Annotated in this window: 17 protein-coding genes; 5 read left to right on the forward strand and 12 right to left on the reverse strand. The window is 65.1% G+C overall.

The features are described 5' to 3' along the window. Positions 1–114: 114 nt before the first annotated feature. The gene (gene pstS, locus DUGA2_RS11920; RefSeq protein WP_008447300.1) at positions 115–1,161 is read right to left on the reverse strand and encodes a phosphate ABC transporter substrate-binding protein PstS; all 1,047 of its coding nucleotides are present in this window, start codon (positions 1,159–1,161) and stop codon (positions 115–117) included. A 304-nt stretch (positions 1,162–1,465) separates the two neighbouring features. Here pstS and ppk1 point away from each other — a divergent pair, with 304 nt between their 5' ends. Next, positions 1,466–3,562: a polyphosphate kinase 1 gene (gene ppk1 / locus DUGA2_RS11925; protein ID WP_070269483.1), complete on the forward strand. Its 2,097-nt coding sequence runs from the start codon at positions 1,466–1,468 to the stop codon at positions 3,560–3,562. A 65-nt stretch (positions 3,563–3,627) separates the two neighbouring features. Then, positions 3,628–4,095, forward strand: coding sequence for a phosphohistidine phosphatase SixA (gene sixA, locus DUGA2_RS11930; protein WP_070269484.1), 468 nt, complete (start codon positions 3,628–3,630; stop codon positions 4,093–4,095). A gap of 263 nt (positions 4,096–4,358) precedes the next feature. On the opposite strand, the gene DUGA2_RS11935 is transcribed toward sixA, so the two are convergent. The 3 genes from DUGA2_RS11935 to DUGA2_RS11945 all read right to left on the reverse strand — a co-directional run bounded on the left by DUGA2_RS11935 (position 4,359) and on the right by DUGA2_RS11945 (position 8,392). Next, entirely contained in the window at positions 4,359–5,471 is a 1,113-nt protein-coding gene (locus tag DUGA2_RS11935) for a polyamine ABC transporter substrate-binding protein (protein WP_070269485.1), read from the reverse strand. A 92-nt stretch (positions 5,472–5,563) separates the two neighbouring features. Then, positions 5,564–6,949, reverse strand: coding sequence for a flagellar filament capping protein FliD (fliD, locus tag DUGA2_RS11940; protein ID WP_070269486.1), 1,386 nt, complete (start codon positions 6,947–6,949; stop codon positions 5,564–5,566). A 90-nt stretch (positions 6,950–7,039) separates the two neighbouring features. Continuing rightward, positions 7,040–8,392, reverse strand: coding sequence for a CoA transferase (locus DUGA2_RS11945; RefSeq protein WP_373994833.1), 1,353 nt, complete (start codon positions 8,390–8,392; stop codon positions 7,040–7,042). A 100-nt stretch (positions 8,393–8,492) separates the two neighbouring features. Here DUGA2_RS11945 and DUGA2_RS11950 point away from each other — a divergent pair, with 100 nt between their 5' ends. After that, on the forward strand, positions 8,493–9,755 hold the full coding sequence (locus DUGA2_RS11950) for a citrate synthase family protein (protein ID WP_070269488.1): 1,263 nt from the start codon (positions 8,493–8,495) through the stop codon (positions 9,753–9,755). On the opposite strand, the gene DUGA2_RS11955 is transcribed toward DUGA2_RS11950, so the two are convergent. From DUGA2_RS11955 to alr, 3 genes are all read right to left on the reverse strand, one after another. Beyond that, entirely contained in the window at positions 9,739–10,059 is a 321-nt protein-coding gene (locus tag DUGA2_RS11955; protein WP_083296294.1) for a PilZ domain-containing protein, read from the reverse strand. The genes DUGA2_RS11950 and DUGA2_RS11955 overlap by 17 nt on opposite strands. An 84-nt stretch (positions 10,060–10,143) precedes the next feature. Then, positions 10,144–11,520, reverse strand: coding sequence for a DNA repair protein RadA (gene radA / locus DUGA2_RS11960; protein ID WP_008447280.1), 1,377 nt, complete (start codon positions 11,518–11,520; stop codon positions 10,144–10,146). A gap of 4 nt (positions 11,521–11,524) precedes the next feature. Beyond that, positions 11,525–12,619 carry an alanine racemase gene (gene alr / locus DUGA2_RS11965; RefSeq protein ID WP_070269489.1) on the reverse strand — a complete coding sequence of 365 codons (1,095 nt, stop codon included), beginning with the start codon at positions 12,617–12,619 and terminating at the stop codon, positions 11,525–11,527. A gap of 130 nt (positions 12,620–12,749) precedes the next feature. Here alr and lplT point away from each other — a divergent pair, with 130 nt between their 5' ends. Continuing rightward, on the forward strand, positions 12,750–14,012 hold the full coding sequence (gene lplT, locus DUGA2_RS11970; protein WP_070269490.1) for a lysophospholipid transporter LplT: 1,263 nt from the start codon (positions 12,750–12,752) through the stop codon (positions 14,010–14,012). A 3-nt stretch (positions 14,013–14,015) separates the two neighbouring features. Here lplT and DUGA2_RS11975 read toward each other — a convergent pair whose 3' ends face one another. Genes DUGA2_RS11975 through tsaB form a run of 4 tightly spaced genes read right to left on the reverse strand, consistent with a single transcriptional unit; the run spans position 14,016 to position 17,095 of the window. After that, complete coding sequence (locus DUGA2_RS11975) at positions 14,016–14,990, reverse strand: DUF1853 family protein (protein ID WP_070269491.1); 975 nt, start codon at positions 14,988–14,990, stop codon at positions 14,016–14,018. Continuing rightward, a complete protein-coding gene (locus DUGA2_RS11980; protein ID WP_070269492.1) occupies positions 14,983–15,930 on the reverse strand; it encodes a uracil-DNA glycosylase in 948 nt (315 codons plus the stop codon). The genes DUGA2_RS11975 and DUGA2_RS11980 overlap by 8 nt, the downstream gene beginning before the upstream one ends. After that, positions 15,927–16,397 carry a ribosomal protein S18-alanine N-acetyltransferase gene (rimI, locus tag DUGA2_RS11985; RefSeq protein WP_008447270.1) on the reverse strand — a complete coding sequence of 157 codons (471 nt, stop codon included), beginning with the start codon at positions 16,395–16,397 and terminating at the stop codon, positions 15,927–15,929. The genes DUGA2_RS11980 and rimI overlap by 4 nt, the downstream gene beginning before the upstream one ends. Then, positions 16,394–17,095 carry a tRNA (adenosine(37)-N6)-threonylcarbamoyltransferase complex dimerization subunit type 1 TsaB gene (gene tsaB / locus DUGA2_RS11990; RefSeq protein WP_070269493.1) on the reverse strand — a complete coding sequence of 234 codons (702 nt, stop codon included), beginning with the start codon at positions 17,093–17,095 and terminating at the stop codon, positions 16,394–16,396. The genes rimI and tsaB overlap by 4 nt, the downstream gene beginning before the upstream one ends. Before the next feature lie 97 nt (positions 17,096–17,192). Between tsaB and DUGA2_RS11995 the strand changes: the two genes are divergently transcribed. Beyond that, on the forward strand, positions 17,193–17,624 hold the full coding sequence (locus DUGA2_RS11995) for a thioredoxin family protein (protein WP_070269671.1): 432 nt from the start codon (positions 17,193–17,195) through the stop codon (positions 17,622–17,624). Here the strand turns inward: DUGA2_RS11995 and DUGA2_RS12000 are convergent, their stop codons facing one another. After that, positions 17,625–18,689: a rhodanese-like domain-containing protein gene (locus tag DUGA2_RS12000; protein WP_070269672.1), complete on the reverse strand. Its 1,065-nt coding sequence runs from the start codon at positions 18,687–18,689 to the stop codon at positions 17,625–17,627. Positions 18,690–18,978: the final 289 nt, after the last annotated feature.

Here is an 18,978-nt window from a genome sequence, read left to right on the forward strand (position 1 = left end):
GCTCATATGGTTGTCTCGTGGATGGTAGCTAGCCTGCGGCTCCCGGTCGGGAGGCGCAGGCTAACCCCCTCGCCGTCCGCGCTGTGCTGCGGCGCGGCGAAGGGACGGTCCGGATTAGTAGATGGCTTTACCGGAAGCGTCTTTCAGGTTGGCTTTCCAGGCATCCTGAACCAGCTTGACAACCGATGCTGGCAGTGGAACGTAGTCCAGTTCGGTGGCAGCGGTGCCGCCGTTCTTGAAGGCCCAGTCGAAGAACTTGATGACTTCCTTGCCTTTGTTGGCGTCAGCCTGAGCTTTGTGCATCAGGATGAAGGACACGCCGGTGATAGGCCACGAGTTCTTGCCGGCCTGGTCGGTCAGCACTACGCCGAAGCCTGGGGTCTTGGTCCACTCGGCGTTGGCGGCGGCGGCCTTGAAGAAGTCGTCGTCAGGCTGCAGGAAGTTGCCGTCCTTGTTTTTCAGCTGGGTGTGCGACATCTTGTTTTTCTTGGCGAAGGCCCACTCGACGTAGCCGATCGAACCCTTGATGCGCTGCACGTTTGCGGCCACGCCTTCGTTACCCTTGCCGCCTACGCCCACGGCCCATTTCACAGCCGAATCGGCACCGATCTTGGTTTTGAATTCAGCGCTGGTTTTCGACAGGAAGTCGGTGAACAGGAAGGTGGTGCCCGAACCGTCGGCGCGGTGCACCACGGTGATTTCATCGGCTGGCAGCTTCACGCCCGGGTTCAGCGCGGCGATGGCGGCGTCGTTCCACTTGGTGATCTTGCCCAGGTAGATGTCGCCAACAACCGGACCGGTCAGCTTCAGCTGGCCAGGGGTGATGCCGTCCAGGTTGACCACGGTGACCACGCCACCCATGATCGCCGGGAACTGCATCAGGCCTTCGGCGTCCAGTTCAGCGGCGCTCAGCGGCTTGTCCGACGCGCCGAAATCGACGGTCTTGGCCTTGATCTGCTTGATACCGGCGCCCGAACCGACGGACTGGTAATTCAGGCCGTTGCCGGTGGCGGCTTTGTACGACTCAGCCCACTTGGCGTAAATCGGGTAAGGGAAGGTTGCGCCGGCGCCGGTCATATCGGCGGCGTGGGCAGCGGACGAGAAGGCCATTACAGCCGCTACGCCAACTACCAGGGAGGAAAACAGTTGTTTCAGTCGCATATCAAGTCCTTTTGTTATGACAGGTTAGGATGCTGCGCAGTCTACCGGGGCTATATGACAGCTTTATGACATGACCGAAATATGTCAAAAATAGTTTTCCAACCCCGCTTCCACTGCGTCCTCCCCTCTGAGAACAGGTCAAAGCGCCCGGATATATTACGCCCTCCTGTCATAATTGGAACGTCACGCAAGTCATTTATGACAGAACGTGTCACGCAGCTGTCATATTTCTTATTTACACTGTTGCATCATTCTTCCGCGATACAGGATAGAATGAGCTTACCTGCAAAGTGAACAAAAAGACATGAAGCCTGACTTGCATGCTGAAGTAAACAAGAACTCCGCGTTTCTGGACCGGGAACTGTCGCAACTGATGTTCAACCGGCGCGTGCTCGCGCAGGCCGAAGACAAGAGCATCCCTTTATTAGAGCGGCTGCGCTACCTGTGCATCGCCAGCAGCAACCTGGATGAGTTCTTCGAAGTGCGCGTGGCCAGCCTGCTGGCGGCCGGCAGCGTCGAAGGTTCGCTGTCCAACCACCCTGCCCTGGTCGCCACGCTGTCGCGCATCAGCAATGAGTGCCACGCGCTGGTCGCCCACCAGTATGAAATCCTCAACCAGGAAGTGCTGCCCCAGCTGGCCGCCAACGGCGTGCACCTGGTGCGCCACAACGAGCGCAACGAAGCGCAGCGCGCCTGGGTCAAGGAATACTTCGACACCGAAGTACGGCCGCTGCTGACGCCGATCGGCCTGGACCCGGCCCACCCTTTCCCGCAAGTGGTTAACAAGAGCCTCAATTTCATCGTCTCGCTGTCCGGCAAGGACGCCTTCGGCCGCGGCACCGCCATCGCGATTGTGAAAGCGCCGCGCGTGCTGCCGCGCGTGATCCGCCTGCCGGACCATCTGTCGAAGAGCGGCGGCGTCTCGTTCTGCCTGCTGTCCTCCATCATCCACGCCCACATCTCCGACCTGTTCGCCGGCCGCGAAGTGATCGCCTATTCGCAGTTCCGCGTCACCCGCGACTCCGACCTGTGGGTGGACGAGGATGAGGTCAAGAACCTGCGCCAGGCGCTCAAGGGCGAGCTGCAAGGCCGCCAGTTCGGCACCTCGGTGCGGCTGGAGGTGGCCAAGAACTGCCCGCCGGAGCTGTCGCAATTCCTGCTCGACCAGTTCGGCCTGCACCAGAGCCGGCTGTACGCCGTCAACGGCCCGGTCAACCTGGTGCGCCTGACCGAGATCATGGACCACGTCAGCAACCCGGCGCTGCGCTTCCCGCCCTTCTTCCCCGGCATCGCGCAAAAGCCCGGCAGCCCGGACATCTTCGCCGCCCTGCGCGACGGCGACATCCTGCTGCACCACCCGTTCCAATCGTTCCAGACGGTGATCGACTTCATCCGCAGCGCCGCGCTCGACCCGGCCGTGGTGGCGATCAAGCAAACCATCTACCGCACCGGCATGAACTCGGACCTGATGGAATCGCTGATCCTTGCCGCCCAGTCCGGCAAGGAAGTGACCGTCATCGTCGAACTGAAGGCGCGCTTCGACGAGGAAGCCAACATCAACTGGGCCGACAAGCTGGAACAGGCCGGCGCCCAGGTGGTGTACGGCGTGGTCGGCCTGAAGACGCACGCCAAGGTGGCGCTGGTGATACGCCGCGAAGACAGCAAGCTGCGCTTCTACGCCCACCTCGGCACCGGCAACTACCACCCGACCACCACCAAGTTCTATACCGACTTCGGCCTGCTGACCAGCCACCCCGGCATCAGCCAGGAAGTGAACGAAGTGTTCATCCACCTGACCAGCCTGACCAAGCCGCACCGCCTGACCCATTTGTGGCTGGCGCCGTTCGCGCTGCAGAACGAGATCATCAAGGCCATCCGCAATGAGGCGCGCATCGCCCGCGCCGGACGGCCGGGCCGGATTATTGTTAAAATAAATGCACTGGTAGACGAATCGGTGATACGCGCGCTGTACGCCGCCTCCAAGGATGGCGTCAAGATCGACCTGATCGTGCGCGGCGCCTGCACGCTCAAGCCCGGCGTGCCCGGCCTGTCGGAAAACATCAAGGTGCGCTCCATCATCGGCCGCTTCCTGGAACACAGCCGCATCTACTATTTCCGTAACGACCTGGCGCACGACATCATGCTGGCCAGCGCCGACTGGATGAGCCGCAACCTGTTCCGCCGCATCGAAGTCGCCTTCCCCATCCTGGACAAGGCGCTCAAGCGGCGCGTGCTGGCCGAAGGCCTGAATCCGTATTTAAAGGATAATATGAACGCATGGGAGCTGGAGGCGGACGGCCACTACCAGCGCCGCAAGGCGCGCGGCAAGCAGCCCCACTACAGCGCGCAGCAGCACCTGATGGACACGCTGGGCATGGCGGGCGCCCAGCTCGGGGAGTAGGCAAAGCAGGCGCCGCCGGGAGGTGGCGCGGGGATCTTTTTTCACATGTCGCTCAGGAGAAAAACATGGATCTCATTTTATGGCGGCATGCCGAGGCCGAAGACGCCGGGCCCGGCATGTCCGATCTGGAGCGGGCGCTGACGGTCAAGGGCCAGAAGCAGGCCCGCCGCATGGGCCAATGGCTGGACTCCCAGCTGCCCGACAGCTGCCGCATCCTGGCCAGCCCGGCCGTGCGCACGCTGCAGACGGTGGAAGCGCTGGGCCGCAAGTACAAGATGCACACCGACCTGGCGCCCGGCGCCGACCCGTCCGACATCCTCAAGGCCGCCAACTGGCCGGGCAACAAGGATTCGGTGCTGGTGGTCGGCCACCAGCCGACGCTGGGCCAGGTGGCGGCGCTGTTGCTAACCGGCGACGACTTCGAATGGGACATCCGCAAGGCCAGCGCCTGGTGGTTCGCCCAGCGCGACCCCGGCAATCCGGCCAGCGTCTACCTCAAAGCGGTGATGGCAGCCGACCTCGTCGTTAAATAAGTCGCCGTAGAGCTTGCAAAGCGGCAACCGTCTGCTAAAGTTTAATCGTAACAACTTGAGGGAGGGGTAATCATGTTCACCTTGCTCGCAATGGGGATCTTCGGAGGGATGATCGCCTTGGTCGTGTACGAAATCATCGAGGAAACACGCGGCAGCAAACACAAATTGATCGACCGCTATCACGAATAGCCATCGCTTCACTGAAGCAGCATCGGCGCCAGCGGCGTGTCCGGACCGGACCCGCCTCTCGCGCCGATCATCGTTTACAGGCCGGTCTTGAACTTGGTGTAGATGCGCGTGATATTGCGGCGGATATCGGCCGGCACCGCTTCCGGCGCGGCCATGCGTTGCTTGTCGGCGTCGGACAAAAACACCGTATGGTTGGCGGCGATATCCTTGCGCACGAACTTCAGGCTGGCCGTGTTCGGGTTGGCGTAGAACACCTTGTTGGTCAGGCTGGCGTGCACTTCCGGGCGCATGATGTAGTTGATCCACAGATGGGCGTTGTTCGGATGCGGCGCATCGGCCGGGATCGCCATCGTATCGAACACCAGCGCGGCCGCGGTCTTCGGCACCAGCACCTCGATCACATTGCCGTTCTTGGCATCGATGGCGCGCTGGCGGGCGATGCTGATGTCGCCCGACCAGCCCAGCGCCACGCACACCGCGCCGTTGGCCATGTCGTTGATATAGCCCGACGAGCTGAACAGCGTCACGTTGGGGCGGATGGCTTGCAGCAGCTTGCCCGCCTCGGCGTAGTCGGCGGCGTTCTTCGAGTAGGCTGGCTTGCCCAGGTACAGCAGCGCGGCCGGCAGCACCTCGGACGGCGAATCGAGGAAGGACACGCCGCAGGACTTCAGCTTGGAGGCGTACTTCGGATTGAAGATCAGGTCCCAGGCATTGTCCGGCATCGGCATGCCGCCCAGCGCGGCCTTGACCTTGTTGACGTTGATGCCGACGGTGGTGTAACCCCACAGCCAGTCTACGAGGTATTCATTGTTCGGATCGATGCTGGCCAGCTTGGCCTGGATCGCCGGATCCATGTTTTTCAGGTTGCTGAGCTTGGATTTATCGAGCTTGCGCAGCAGCTTGCCGTCGATTTGCAGGCGCGCCCATTGCGCAGTCGGCACCACGATGTCGTAGCCCGACTTGCCGGCGGCCAGCTTGGAATTGAGGATTTCGTTGTTGTCGAACAGATCGTAGCGGACCTTGATACCGGTTTCTTTTTCAAAGTTCTTCACCGTATCGTCGGCGATGTAATCCGACCAGTTGTAGATATTGAGGACTTTCTCCTCCTGCGCCTGCGCCGCGACCTGCCCTGCGCCGGCCATCAGGCCAGCCGCCACCAGCATCGTACCAACGAACTTCCCTGCCATAGCCCCTCCGAGTGGAATCAATCACAAGCCGTGATGATCGGGCATAGCCAGTTCCGACGCAAGGAATTCGTTAGAAATATCCGTCTGAAACGTCAACCCAGCATATCGAACAGCGTGCCCGACTTGCCGCCCGCGCCGTTGATCGCGCTGCCGGCGCCGGTCTGGGCCTGGGCCGTGTACAGCGCCACCAGCGCCGTGGCCTGGGCCGTCAGCGCCTTGGTCATCACCGCGCGCCGGCCGTTGATGCTGGTGATCTCGCGGCCCAGCAGGCTGGCCTCCTTGCTGATGGTCCCGCTGTCCGAGGTCAGCGCCGCCGCCTTCGACGATAGCAGATCGGCAATCCCCTTGCCGTCGTTGGTGAACAGCTTGCCCACCGACGCCGAATCGGCGGCCAGCGCCGCCTGCAGCTTCTTATCGTCCAGCACCAGCTGGCCGTCGCGGTCCTGGCTGATGCCGGCCGCGTTCAGCGCCGCGATCGACACTGTGCCGCCGCCCGTCTTCAGCAGCAGGTTCAGCTGGCTGGTCACTTGGCCCATCGCCGTGTCCGACTTCAGGTCGCCCTTCTGCAAGGCTTGCAGCTTCTTGTTCAAATCATTGTAGGCGCCGACGAAGGCCTTCAGGTTGGTGCCGACCTGGCTGGGGTCTTGCTTGACGGTGACGTCGGTCTTGCCGGTGCCGGTCAGCGTCAGCGTCATGCCGGCGATGCCCTTGTCCTTGTCCAGCGTGTTGCTGGCGCTGGTGACATCCTTGCCGTCGACGGTCAGGATGGCGTCCATGGCGGCGCTGGTCTGCTTCATTTTCTGGCTGCCGGCCGGGTCGTAGCCGAGCAGGCTTTTCAGCACCGCATCGCCGCTGGCGCTGATGCGCAGGCTGTTGGCCGCGCCGCTGGGGCCGGCGATCGCCAGCGAAAACTTGCCGTCCTCACCCTTGACCACCTTGACGTCGACGCCGGCCGCCTTGAACGCGGCGGCGATGCCGTCCAGCGTGTTGTTGCTGCTGTCGATGGTGATGGATTTGCTGGCCGCGCCCGGGTTGGCCTTGAAGCCCTTGTCCTCGCCGACGGTGCCGAAGTCGATCTTGACGGTGGTGGTGGCGCCCGAACCGATCTTGGAGTCGGCGGCCGCGAAGGCGTCGCTGGTCAGGAACTGCCCCTGGGCCAGCTGCTTGACGTTGACCGCATAGGTGCCGGCCTTGGCGGTGCCGGTGGGGGCGACGGTCAGCACGTTCTTGACCGAGGTCGCGGCGCTGGTGCTCAAGCCGCTACCCGTCAGGCCGGCCGCGACCGACTGGAAGTTCGCCAGCGCGCTTTGCAGCTGGCCCAGCGCCGACAGCTTGGTCTGGTCGTTCTTCAGCGTCGTATTGAGCTTGGTCGCCGCCTTGTTCTGCGACGCCATGGTCTGCTGGACGCGGTTGTAGATATCGTTCGACACCGTCGAACTGCCGGTATTGCCGCTGGAATTAATGCTGGAAGTCGCCATGATCCGATCCGCCTTGGGTTGGTTAGCCATTATGCAATACTGGCGGAAACCTCAAAGCCGGGAACAGAGGGCTGTTTGCCCTCCAATCCGCTACCAGCGCGGCGGCGCTGAACCCAGCTCGCTGGCCGGCCTGTCCCAGGCCATGGCCGCCCCCTCAATGCGTACCGGCGGCGCAAGGCGCCGCGCCGGCCCCCAGGCCGTCTGCTCCAGCCCCGGCGCCAGATCCGCATCGCCGAAGGCAGCCAGGGCGGGCTCGGGTGCAGCGCCCAGCGGCGGCGACATCTGCTCCAACAGCAGCGCCGTGCGCGCCAGCGACAAGCGCGCCTGCGTCGCCCGCCCTTCCTCCAACCGATACAGCAATCCGCGCACCGCCGCCGCCGCCACCAGATACCCGGTCGCATGGTCCAGCGCCTGCACCGGCAAGGGCACCGGCTGCGCCGCGCCCTGCCACTGCATGCCGCGCTGCGCTATCCCCGCACTCATCTGCACCAGACTGTCGAAGCCGCGACGCCCGCTCAGCGGCCCGGTCCAGCCGTAGGCGTCCAGCGCCACATCGACCAGCCCCGGATTCAAGCGCCGCCGCACCTGCTCGCCAAAACCCAGTCGCTCCAGCGCCTCCGGACGATATCCATGGACCAGCACATCCGCCTGCCCCAGCAAGGCCTCGAACACGGCGCGATCCTGCGGCAGCCGCAAGTCCAGCCGCGCGCAGCGCTTGCCCAAGGTCACTTCCGGTATCACGCCCGGCTCGCTCCAGTCCGGCGCATCGATGCGCAATACGTCCGCGCCATACCCCGCCAGAAACCGCGTCGCCACCGGCCCGGCCAGCACCCGTGTCAGGTCCAGCACCTTCAGCCCCGCCAGCGGCCGCGACGGCGTCGCCGCCCAGCCCCCGTTGAAGCTGCCGGCCTGCCCGGCCAGCGCCACCAGCGGCTCGGCCGCCACCGCCCGCCCCTGCTCGTGCGCCGCCCATTCCGCGCCGGACCGCATCACCGCCGCGCAACCGCCTTGCGCCACCACCGCCGCCTCCAGCTCGGCGCCGCGCCAGGCCGCAACCGCCCGCGCCACTACAGCGCGCTCCACCGGTGCCTCCAGCACCGCCAGCGCCGCATCGCGATGATGGCGGGCGTTGGTGTGCAAGCGTATCCAGCCGTCCGCCGTCGGATAATCGCCGGCCACCGGATCCCACAACGGCGGCCGCTCCCAACCCACCGGATGCAGCGACCAGCCGAACCACAGCGACGCCAGCCTGCGGTCGACCACGACCTCCGCCGCCGGCCCGCCCTGCGCCGCGATCAGCTGCCGCACGGCCAGCGCCGCCGCGCCGACCGAGGCCGCCGCCAGGTCCGTCACCGCGTAGCACGACGGCAGCGCGCCCTCGCCGGCCAGGGTCACGCACTCCGGCGCAGGCAGGGACAGCGCGGACGAAATAGCTTCCAACATTTTAGACATGAGCGCTCCAGGAATTGATATGCTGTCCCAGCTTAGGACCGCCCACCGGGGGCGTCAATCTTGACTTGAAGCGTCAACATAGGAATCCGAGATGGTCTGGATGACAGCGGCGGAAGCGCTGCATGTATTGAATGTCCGCCCGCAGACGCTGTATGCCAACGTCAGCCGGGGGAAGATCCGCGCCAAGTCCGACGCCGACGATCCGCGCCGCAGCCTCTACCACCGCGACGACATCCTGCGCATGGCCAGGCGCAGCAACGGCCGACGCAAGATAGAAACGGTCTCCGCACAAGCGATGCAATGGGGCGACCCGGTGCTGCCGTCCGCCCTCTCCACCGCCGCCGACGGCCGTCTGCTCTATCGCGGCCTCGACGCCGTCACGCTGTCCGCGACCGCCACACTGGAAGACATCGCCGACCTGCTGTGGCAAGCCGATCGCGGCCAGGTGCTGGCGGCAACGGCAGCAGCGGCAAGCATCGCCACCGCCTCCGCGTCGGCCGCCATCACGCGCCCCGCCAGCGCGTTGGGCGCCGGTCTGCTGGCCCTCGCGCTGCGCAGCGCCACCGACGCCCCTTCGCTGGGCCGCCCGGCCGCCGAGCTGCGTGCCGAGGCCGCCGGCGTTCTTGCAACGCTCACGGCAGCCATGACGGCAGTCCCGACGCCGGCCGACAACAGCGGCGGGGCCGCGCCGACCGACGGCAAACGCGCCAACACGGGCGCGCGCCAGGCCATCACGTCAGCCCCGTCGACCGCCACCATCAGCCGCCGCCTCGCACTCGCCTGGCAACGCCCCGCCGCCGAAGACCTGCTGCGCCGCGCCCTGGTGCTGATGGCCGACCACGAACTGAACGCATCGACCTTCGCCACCCGCGTGGCCGTCTCGACCGGGGCCTCGCTGGCGGCCGGGGTGCTGGCCGGCTTCACCACGCTGACCGGCCCGTTGCACGGCGGCGCCTCCGCCGAATTCGCCCAACTGGTCGCCTCGGCCAGGCAGCACGGCGCCGGCCCCGCGGTCCAGGCATGGCTGAGCAGCGGCCGGCCGCTGCCCGGCTTCGGCCACAAACTGTATGCCGAAGGCGACCCGCGCGCCCGCGCCCTGCTGGATTTACTGCCGAAATTACAACCGCACACCAACCTCGCCGCCGAAGCCGAAGCGCAGGCGGGGGAATTGCCGAACATTGATTTTGCGCTGACCCTGCTGGCCGCCGCCCACGAACTGCCGGACGACGCACCGTTCATCCTGTTCGCACTGGGCCGCTGTGTAGGCTGGCTGGCGCACGCACTCGAACAAGTGCAGGCCAACCGCCTGATCCGCCCCAGGGCCCGCTACGTGGGGCCTAGCGCAGGAACTTAGTGATCGCGCTGGAAGTGATGGAGTCCAGATTGAGGAACTGGTAGCCGATCTTGAAATGATCGCCACTGAAGATGCAATACGTCACCTTGGAACGGCAAGTCAGCAGCTGCGCCTTGCCATCGATGAACAGCTCGAACGACAGCTGCCCCATATGCCCCGTGCCCAGCTTGTGCTCGAAATTGAGCGACAAGCCCTGCGCACTGATATCGATCGTGCGTCCCTGCAGCGGCGGCATGCCGTCCATAATCACCACCGCCTTGGCGCGCACGATCTTGCGCGCTACCGACCTTTGATCAACTAACACTATCCTGTCCTTTGTACGTATTCTTTAGCAAGCAAGCTTTACCAATTAGCAGCATTGACGATTACAGCACATAACAATACAACGTTATTGGATTTCGCGCAGCTTATTAAAGGCATCGTCGATACGATCGACAGCGATGATCGTCATTCCCTCGATCGGCTGCTTGGGCGCATTGGCGCTCGGGATCATCGCCATCGAGAAGCCCAGCTTGGCCGCCTCGCGCAGACGCTCCTGCCCGCGCGGCGCCGGCCGGATCTCGCCCGCCAGCCCCACCTCGCCGAACACCACGAAGCCGCGCGGCAGCGGCTTGCTGCGCATCGACGAATTAATCGCCAGCAGCACCGCCAGATCGGCCGCCGGCTCGGTGATCTTCACCCCGCCCACCGCGTTGATGAACACGTCCTGGTCGAAGGCCGCGATGCCGGCATGGCGGTGCAACACCGCCAACAACATCGCCAGGCGATTCTGCTCCAAACCCACCGACAAGCGGCGCGCGTTAGGCAGGTGGCTGGCGTCGACCAGCGCCTGGATTTCGACCAGCAAGGGACGCGTGCCCTCCTGCGTCACCATCACGCAGGAACCGGGCACCTGGTTGTCGTGCTGCGACAGGAACAGCGCCGACGGATTCGACACGCCCTTCAAGCCCTTCTCCGTCATCGCGAACACGCCCAGCTCGTTGACCGCGCCGAAACGGTTCTTGATAGCGCGCACCAAACGGAAGCTGGAATGGTTGTCGCCCTCGAAGTACAGCACCGTATCGACGATGTGCTCCAGCACACGGGGACCGGCCAGCGCGCCCTCCTTCGTCACGTGGCCGACCAGGATGATGGTGATGCCGGTCTGCTTGGCCACCCGCGTCAGCTGCGCCGCGCACTCGCGCACCTGCGCCACCGAACCCGGCGCCGAGCTCAAGGCATCTGAATAAACAGTTTGGATCGAATCGATGACCGCCACTTCCGGCTTCAGGTCCGCCAGCGTGCCGAGGATTTTCTCCAGCTGTATCTCGGCCTGCAACTTCAGGTCGCGGGCATCGATGTTCAGGCGCTTGGCGCGCAGCGCGATCTGCGCGCCGGACTCCTCGCCGCTGACATACAGCACCCGCTTCAGATGCGACACATTGGCCAGCGCCTGCAACAGCAAGGTCGACTTGCCGATGCCGGGATCGCCGCCGATCAGCACCACGCCGCCCGCCACCAGGCCGCCGCCCAGCACGCGGTCGAACTCCTCGATGCCGGTGCCGAAGCGCGGCACGTCGATGGCGTCGATATCGGCCAGCGACAGCACCGGCGCCGTCTGCGCCAGCGACAAGTGCTGCGGCTGCGAATAGCGGTTGTTGCCGCCCGCCTCGATGACGGTCTCCACCATCGTGTTCCACTGCTGGCAGGACGAACACTGGCCGGTCCACTTGGTGGCCGTGCCGCCGCACTCGCTGCAGGTGTAATTGGTTTTTGCCTTGGCCATCCGATCAGCCTTCAACCACAGGCACGCGCTGGGCCAGCGCGCACATCAGCTCATAGCCGATGGTGCCGGCGGCCGTCGCCACCTCGTCGACAGGCATGCCCTGCCCCCACAGCGTCACCTTGCTGCCCACCCGCGCCGACGGCAGGTCGGTCAGGTCCACGGTCAGCATATCCATCGACACCCGGCCCACCAGCTGGGTGCGGACGCCGTCGACCAGCGCCGGCGTACCCATCGGCGCGCTGCGCGGGTAGCCGTCCGCATAGCCGCAGGCCACCACGCCGATGCGCATCGGCCCCTCGGCCTGGAAGCGGCTGCCGTAGCCGACCACGTCGCCGGCCACGATGTTCTGGATGCCGATGATCTCGCTGCTCAAGGTCATGCAGGGCTCCAGGCCGAACGATTCCGCCGTAGCGCCGCCCGGCGAGCCGCCGTACAGCATGATGCCCGGACGTATCCAGTCGTTGCGCAAGGTTTTCTGGTGCATCAGCACGCCCGCCGAATTCGACAGGCTGCGGCTGCCGGCCAGACCGGCCGTGCCCAGCTCGAAGCGGCGCACCTGTTCGGCGATCGGCAGCAGCGGATGCTCGGCATCGTCGGCGTTGGCGAAGTGGGTGATCATGGTGATGCTGCCGACGCAGGAGATGGCGCTCAGGCGCGCATGCGCGGCGGCGTAGGCGTCCGGCATGAAGCCAAGACGGTTCATGCCGCTGTTCATTTTAAGATGCAGATCAAATCGGACGCCGCGCGCGCTCAGGTCCGCCTGCGCCGCCTCCAGCCATTCCAGTTGCTCGTTGCAATGCACGGCAGCCTGCAAGCCGTAGTCGGCCATGGTCTCCAGATCGGCCGGATCGAAGTATCCCTCTAATAACAGGATGGGCTTGTTCCAGCCCATCTCGCGCAGGCGCACGGCGTTGTCGACCTCCACCAGCGCCAGGCCGTCGGCGTCGGCGAAGCCGCGCATCGCCCTCTCCAGGCCGTGGCCGTAGCCGTTCGCCTTGAGGACGCCCCAGGCCTTGGCGCCCGGCGCATTGGCCTTGGCGCGGGCCAGGTTATGCTTCATGGAATCAACGTGGATGGTTGCGACGATCGGCCGGGGCATAAGCATTCTTTGCGGAATAAATAGAAGGCCGTATTTTACCGTGTAGCGGCATATCCGCACGGCTCAATTCTTGGGGATACGAACAAAGCATGGTATAAAGCAAGCCAGATAAGTTTTCAGGCACCCCAGTATGAATCGTGGTTTCTATACCATTATGGCAGCGCAATTCTTTTCGTCGTTGGCGGATAATGCGCTGCTCTTTGTTGCGATCGACCTGCTGGTGACGATGAAGTCCCCAGCGTGGATTACCCCGCTGCTGAAGCTCTCGTTTACGCTGTTTTACGTGCTGTTGGCGGCATTTGTCGGCGCTTTTGCCGATTCCATGCCCAAAGGCAAGGTCATGTTCATCTCCAACCTGATCAAGGTTGCGGGTTGCCTGCTGATCTTCGCCCACGTCCACCCACTGCTGGCCTACGCCCTGGTCGGCTTCGGCGCCGCCGTCTACTCCCCTGCCAAATACGGCATCCTCACCGAATTACTTCCCGCAGAGAAACTTGTTGCAGCCAATGGCTGGGTCGAAGGCTTGACCGTGATGTCGATCATTTTTGGCACCGTCCTGGGTGGCAAGCTGGTGGGCAACCAAGTCTCCTCCTTCCTGCTGGGCTTTGACGTGCCGATGATCGACACCGGCATCGACACCGCGCCCGAGGCGGCACTGTGCGTGGTGGTCTTCATCTATATGCTGGCGGCGCTGTTCAACACCCGCATCCCGGACACCGGCTGCGTCTACGGCCACCAGGAACGCAATCCGATCAAGCTGATCACCGACTTCGCCAACTGCTACGGCCTGCTGTGGAAAGACAAGCTGGGCCAGATCTCGCTGGCCGTCACCACGCTGTTCTGGGGCGCCGCGCAGACGCTGCAATTCATCGTGCTGGAGTGGGCCAACCGCACCCTCAAGCTGACCTACGAACAGTCGACCAGCCTGGTGGGCGTGGTCGCCATCGGCGTCGCCTTGGGCGCGGTGCTGTCGGCGCGCTTCATTTCGCTGCGCAAATCGCTGAATGTGATCCCGATGGGCATCGCCATGGGCGTCATCGTCATGGGCATGATCTTCGTGAAATCGGTAACGCTGGCCTATCCGCTGCTGATCCTGGTCGGCCTGCTGGGCGGCTTCTTCCTGGTGCCGATGAACGCGCTGCTGCAACACCGCGGCCACGTGCTGATGAGCGCCGGCCACTCGATCGCGGTGCAGAACTTCAACGAGAACCTGTCCATCCTGACCATGCTGGCGATGTACTCGCTGATGCTGCGCGGCCACCTGAACCTGGACGTCATCATCGTGCTGTTCGGCCTGTTCCTGGCCGGCACCATGTTCTTCATCATGCGCAAGCATGCCGCCAACCAGCGCGAGTTCGATTCGGTCGCGCTGATCGGCGAAGCCAAGCACTAATCGTCAAGCCGGCAGCGCGCCGTCCTGACGGCGCTGCGCGGCTTGCGCGCGCCAGTCGTCGGGCACCACGAAGCCGCGGCGCTGCTCCACCAGCCATTCCCCGTCCCGACGCAGCACCGCCACCATCACCGGCGCGGCTGCCTGCGCCATGTGATCGTGCAGCGCGGCCAGCAGTTCCGCGTGGTTCATCGCGACTGCGTCCAGCGGCGTCTTCAGCGGCGCCAGCCAGTGCAGGCGCGGCATGATGGCGTAGTACTCGCCCTGCAGCGTGGCGGCTTGCTGCAAGGGCATCCAGAAGCCGCTGCAATGCGGCTGCGAGATGCCCGGCATCGCCTCCTCCTCGCCGCCCGGATAGAACAGCCAGCCCTTGACCAGCGCCTGCGCCCGCGCCACCGGCTGCGGCAGCAAGGGCTGCGCCGCCGGATGGGCGGCCAGGGATAGCTGCTTGTCGAAGATCTTGCGCATCTTGGCGCCCAGCGTGTCGGCCAGGTTGGGGCCGATCAGGCCGTTGAAGTCGGCGCCCGCTTCGGCCGCGTCGAGCAGGTAGAACTTGGTGGCGAACTCCAGGTGGACCAGGTCGTCGCCGTCGCGCAGCAGGAAGTCGAACTCGCCGACCGTGTCGTTGCGGTTGGCGCGCACTTGCAGGCCGTGGGCCACCAGCTTGCCGTGTTCGGAGAAATAAAAGGCCATCAGCTTTTCGGCGTACAGGCCCAGGCGCGAGTAGTGGCGCGCGCCCAGTGCGGCGTCGAGCGGGACCGGGTCTTGTTCAAGCGCGGCCAGCCAGTCGGCGGTTTGCTGGGACATCGCGCCAAGGGTGGCGATGCGGCCGTGCCAGTGCGGCGAGGCCGGGTCCAGCAGATCGGGCGCGTCCAGCAGCCAGGCCAGCGCGCGTACGTGCGGACGGGTCAGGTGCCCCCAGCGCCGCTCGAAGCGGATTTGATAGCTGTCCTGCGGCGCGGGCGGCGGCTGGCTAGTCACGGGCAGCCTTGGCGAGGCACAGGTCGCCCCAGGCCTTGGCCTTGTCTTCCGGCCGGCGCAGCAGGTCGTCCGGATGATAGGTCGCCACCACCGGCAGTTCGGCAGCGCCGTAGCGCATCACCTTGCCGCGCGCGGCAGGGCCCATCATCAGGCCCTTGGCGGCGTACTGGCCGAAGGTCATGGCCATGCCCGCGCCGGTCAGCGACAGCTCGCGGTCCAGGAACGGACGACAGGCCAGCAGCTCTTCGCCGGTCGGCGCGCGGTCGGCGCCGTCGTCGCTGGACGGGCGGCATTTGACCAGGTTGGTGACGTAGACATCCGTCTCCGGCTTGAGGGCGATGGCCTTCAGCATATTGTCCAGCAGTTGGCCGGCCTCGCCGGCGATGGCCTGGTTTTCCTTTTCGTCCAGGCGCGACGGCGCGGCGGCGATGGCGATCCACGCAGCGTCGGCGGCGCCACGGCCGTTGACGGCGTTGCGGCGCGTGTCGCACAGGCTGCAGCGGGTGCAGGTGGAAACGGCGGTCTTCAACGCGGCCCAGTCCATGGCGGCGATGGCCTCATCGCTGACCGGCGCGGCGCGTGCGGGCACGGGGGCCTCGTCGAACCAGGCGGTGGAGTCGTCGTCCATCGCGACGACCGGCTCGTCGGCGAACGGCTGCTCCGGCGCGGGCGATGGCGCTGGGACAGGTTCCGGCATCGCGGCCATCGGTGCAGGTGCAGGTGCAGGTGCAGGCGCAGGTGTAGGCGCAGGTGCGGCCACGGGGGCCGGCGCGGGAGTTGGGGGCGGCGCCAACACAGGCGCCGCCTCGGCAACCGCCTCAACCGGGGCATCAACCGCCTGCGGCTGGCTGGCCACCTGTTCGCCTGATACCGGATTGCGCAGCTTCCATTGCACGCCCACGCCCATCTCGTCGAGGAACACCGTACTACGCTGACTCATATACCGAACCGCATAACGATAGCGTCCTCGCGTTGCTGATCGGCGGCGGGATAGTAGCCCTTGCGTCGACCGATATGTTTAAAACCGTAGCGCTCATAAATCTCCAGCGCCCGCGTATTCGATGGCCGCACTTCCAGCAGCACCGACTCCATGCCCAGCCCGCGCGCGCAAGCGACGGCCTGGTTCAGCAAAAACCGTCCCAGCCCCTGCCCCTGCCGCTCGGCCGACACCGCCACATTCAGCAAATGCGCCTCATCGACGATCGCCATCAACAGGAAATAACCGAGCAGACCGCCATCCTGATCGCGCAACACCCAAGCCTCGTAATTGCTGCTCAACGAATCGACGAAATTGGCCATGCTCCAGGGATGCGGATACACGCTCTGCTCCAGCGCCACCACCTCGGGCAGATCGGTTTGCCGCATCGGCTCATAGTTCAGCCGCGCCAGATCCCACACTTGCTTCATGCGCCACCTTCAGCGGCTTTGGCGGCCGCCATGTCGCGACGCTCGGCCTGGGTGTAGGCGATCTTGTTACGCAAATACAGCGGCTGCGCCTCGGCCGCCGTCACCGTCCGGCCGGCGGCGAAAGCCAGCGCCGCCAGTTGCGCCACCTGCTCGGCGTGCGGCATCACCTCGGCATGGCCGCCGACGGCAAACGCCGCCGCATAGGCCGACAAGCCATTGCCGCAGGCGACAGGCGCGCCCTGCGGCTGCACGGCCTCGGGCGCCGACAGCGCCGCCGGCAGCACCGTCTCCGGCGCCGCGCCGTCCGCGAAGCGATACTGGGCCCAATAGACCTCGCCCATGCGCGCATCGAGCACCGCCAGCACCTCACCGGCGCCGTGCTGCTGATGGCAGGCCAGGGCCATCGCATCGAGTGTCACCACCGGCACCACCGGCAGATTGCCGCCGAACGCCAGGCCCTGTGCGATGCCGCAAGCGGTGCGCACGCCCGTGAACGAGCCGGGGCCCGAGCCGAAAGCAATCGCATCGCAGTCCTTCAGCGCGATGCCGGCTTCGGCCAGCAGCTCCTGTATCATCGGCAGCACCGATTGCGAATGGGTGCGCACGCCCGAGGACACGCGACTGATGACCGCCTCGCCCCGCAGCAAGGCGCAGGAGGCGAGTTCGGAGGAAGTTTCAATGGCAAGAATAGTAGGCATGCCGTATTTTAACCTGCCGGGCTGGCAGGCGCGACCCCGCGCGGGGATGTAGAATACGGCCGACAGGCGCAGAGGCCGCCACCAACCGATGAACACCATGCACAGTTTGACCCTGAATTCCGACAATCGCGCAGAAATCGCCGCCGCCCTGGCCGGCGACCGCTGGATCGTAGCCTGCCTGTGCGCCGCCTGGTGCGGCACCTGCGAAGCCTACCGCGCCACCTTCGACGAGGTGGCGTCGCGCCACCCGGACAAGTTCTTCGTCTGGATCGACATCGAAGACCACGCCGACATCGTGGGCGACCTCGACGTGGAGAACTTCCCCACGCTGCTGATCCAGCATCACGAGCTGGTGGCCTTCTTCGGCACCATGCTGCCGGACGCCGGCCTGGCGCACCGCCTGGTGCTGGCCCAGTCCCAACAGAGCGACGCCGAACTGGCCGAACTGGCCCGCAACAGCGAAGAGCGCCGCCGCTGGCAAGCCGACTGCAACCTGCGCACGCTGATGCGCAACGCGCAGGCTAACTGATCAAACGCTGTCGGACGCCACCGGCAGCGCCTCCAGCTTCCAGCGCAGCATGCCGCCGGCCAGGTTGGCGACCTGGCTGAAGCCGGCCTTGGCCAGCAGCACGCTGGCCTGCGCCGAGCGCACGCCCGAGCGGCACACCGCGACCACCGGCCGCTCACGGTCCAGCTCATCCACGCGCGCCATCAGCTGCGACAGCGGCACCAGCCGCGCGCCTTGCAGATGCCCCAGCTGGTCGATGAACTCCGGCGCCTCGCGCACATCGACGATCTGCACCTGGCCCAGGTGCTCCAGCAGCGCCATCGGTTCGATTTCCCACACCCCGCTGAAACGCAGCGTCAGCGGCGCCCAGGACGGCGCGTCCGGCACCGGCGCGTTGCCCTCGGGCTGGCCGCAACGCATATTTGCCGGCACCGCCACTGCGATCAGCTTGGGATGCGGCAGGTGCAGATTATTCATATGCCCGGTGAAGTCGCCCACGTCCACATCGCCGCCCAGGCGCGGATTGAAGCGGCGCTCCTCGGCCACGCTGGTGACGGTGATGCCGCGATAGTCATGCGCCGGATACAGCAGGCAGCCATCGGGCAGCGTCAGGATCTGCTCGCGCACCGACACGAACAGCTGCTGCGCACTGCCCTGCTGGAAGTCGGTGCGGCCGCAGCCGCGTATCAGCAGGCTGTCGCCGGTGAAGGCCATGCTCTCGTCGTCCAGCACGTAGGTCAGGCAGCCGTTGGTGTGGCCGGGCGTGGCGCGCACGTTCAGGTGGCGGCTGCCGAAGGCGATGCGGTCGCCGTGGCGCAGCGGACGATCCGCCAGCTCGGCGCCCGCCGCTTCCGCCAGCGCGATGCTGCTGCCGCAGCTTTGATGCAGGCGCCAGGCGGCCGTCACGTGGTCCGCGTGGACGTGCGTATCCAGCGTGGCAAGCAGACGCAGTCCCAGCTCCTTCAGCAACGCCAGATCGCGCGGCGCCTGCTCGTAGACCGGATCGATCAGCAGCGCCTCGCCGCTGTCGCCCAGCAGGTAGGTGTAGGTGGAGGAAGTGGGATCGAAAAGCTGGCGGAAAATCATGTTGGTGTCATTCTGAAATATCAATCAGGCCTAAGCTTAGTCTGCTTGACCGGTGCGGCGCAAGTGGCCCCGGCCGGATCGCATGGAGATCCGATTGTCATGCCAACGGCAATGTGGGAATCTGCGAGATTTTCCATTTAAGCAAAATGGTATTCTTGCTCATAAGGCTGAGTATAGCCCGCAGTAAATATTTGCCCGGCCACTCTTCATGGTTTTTTCAACATCAATTAAAGAAAAATGATCAATGCCATATAAACCTAAAATTATTGGAAAATTTGAACGCAGCCAG

It is taken from the genome of Duganella sp. HH101, from assembly GCF_001758795.1.
Lineage (GTDB): Bacteria > Pseudomonadota > Gammaproteobacteria > Burkholderiales > Burkholderiaceae_D > Rugamonas > Rugamonas rivuli.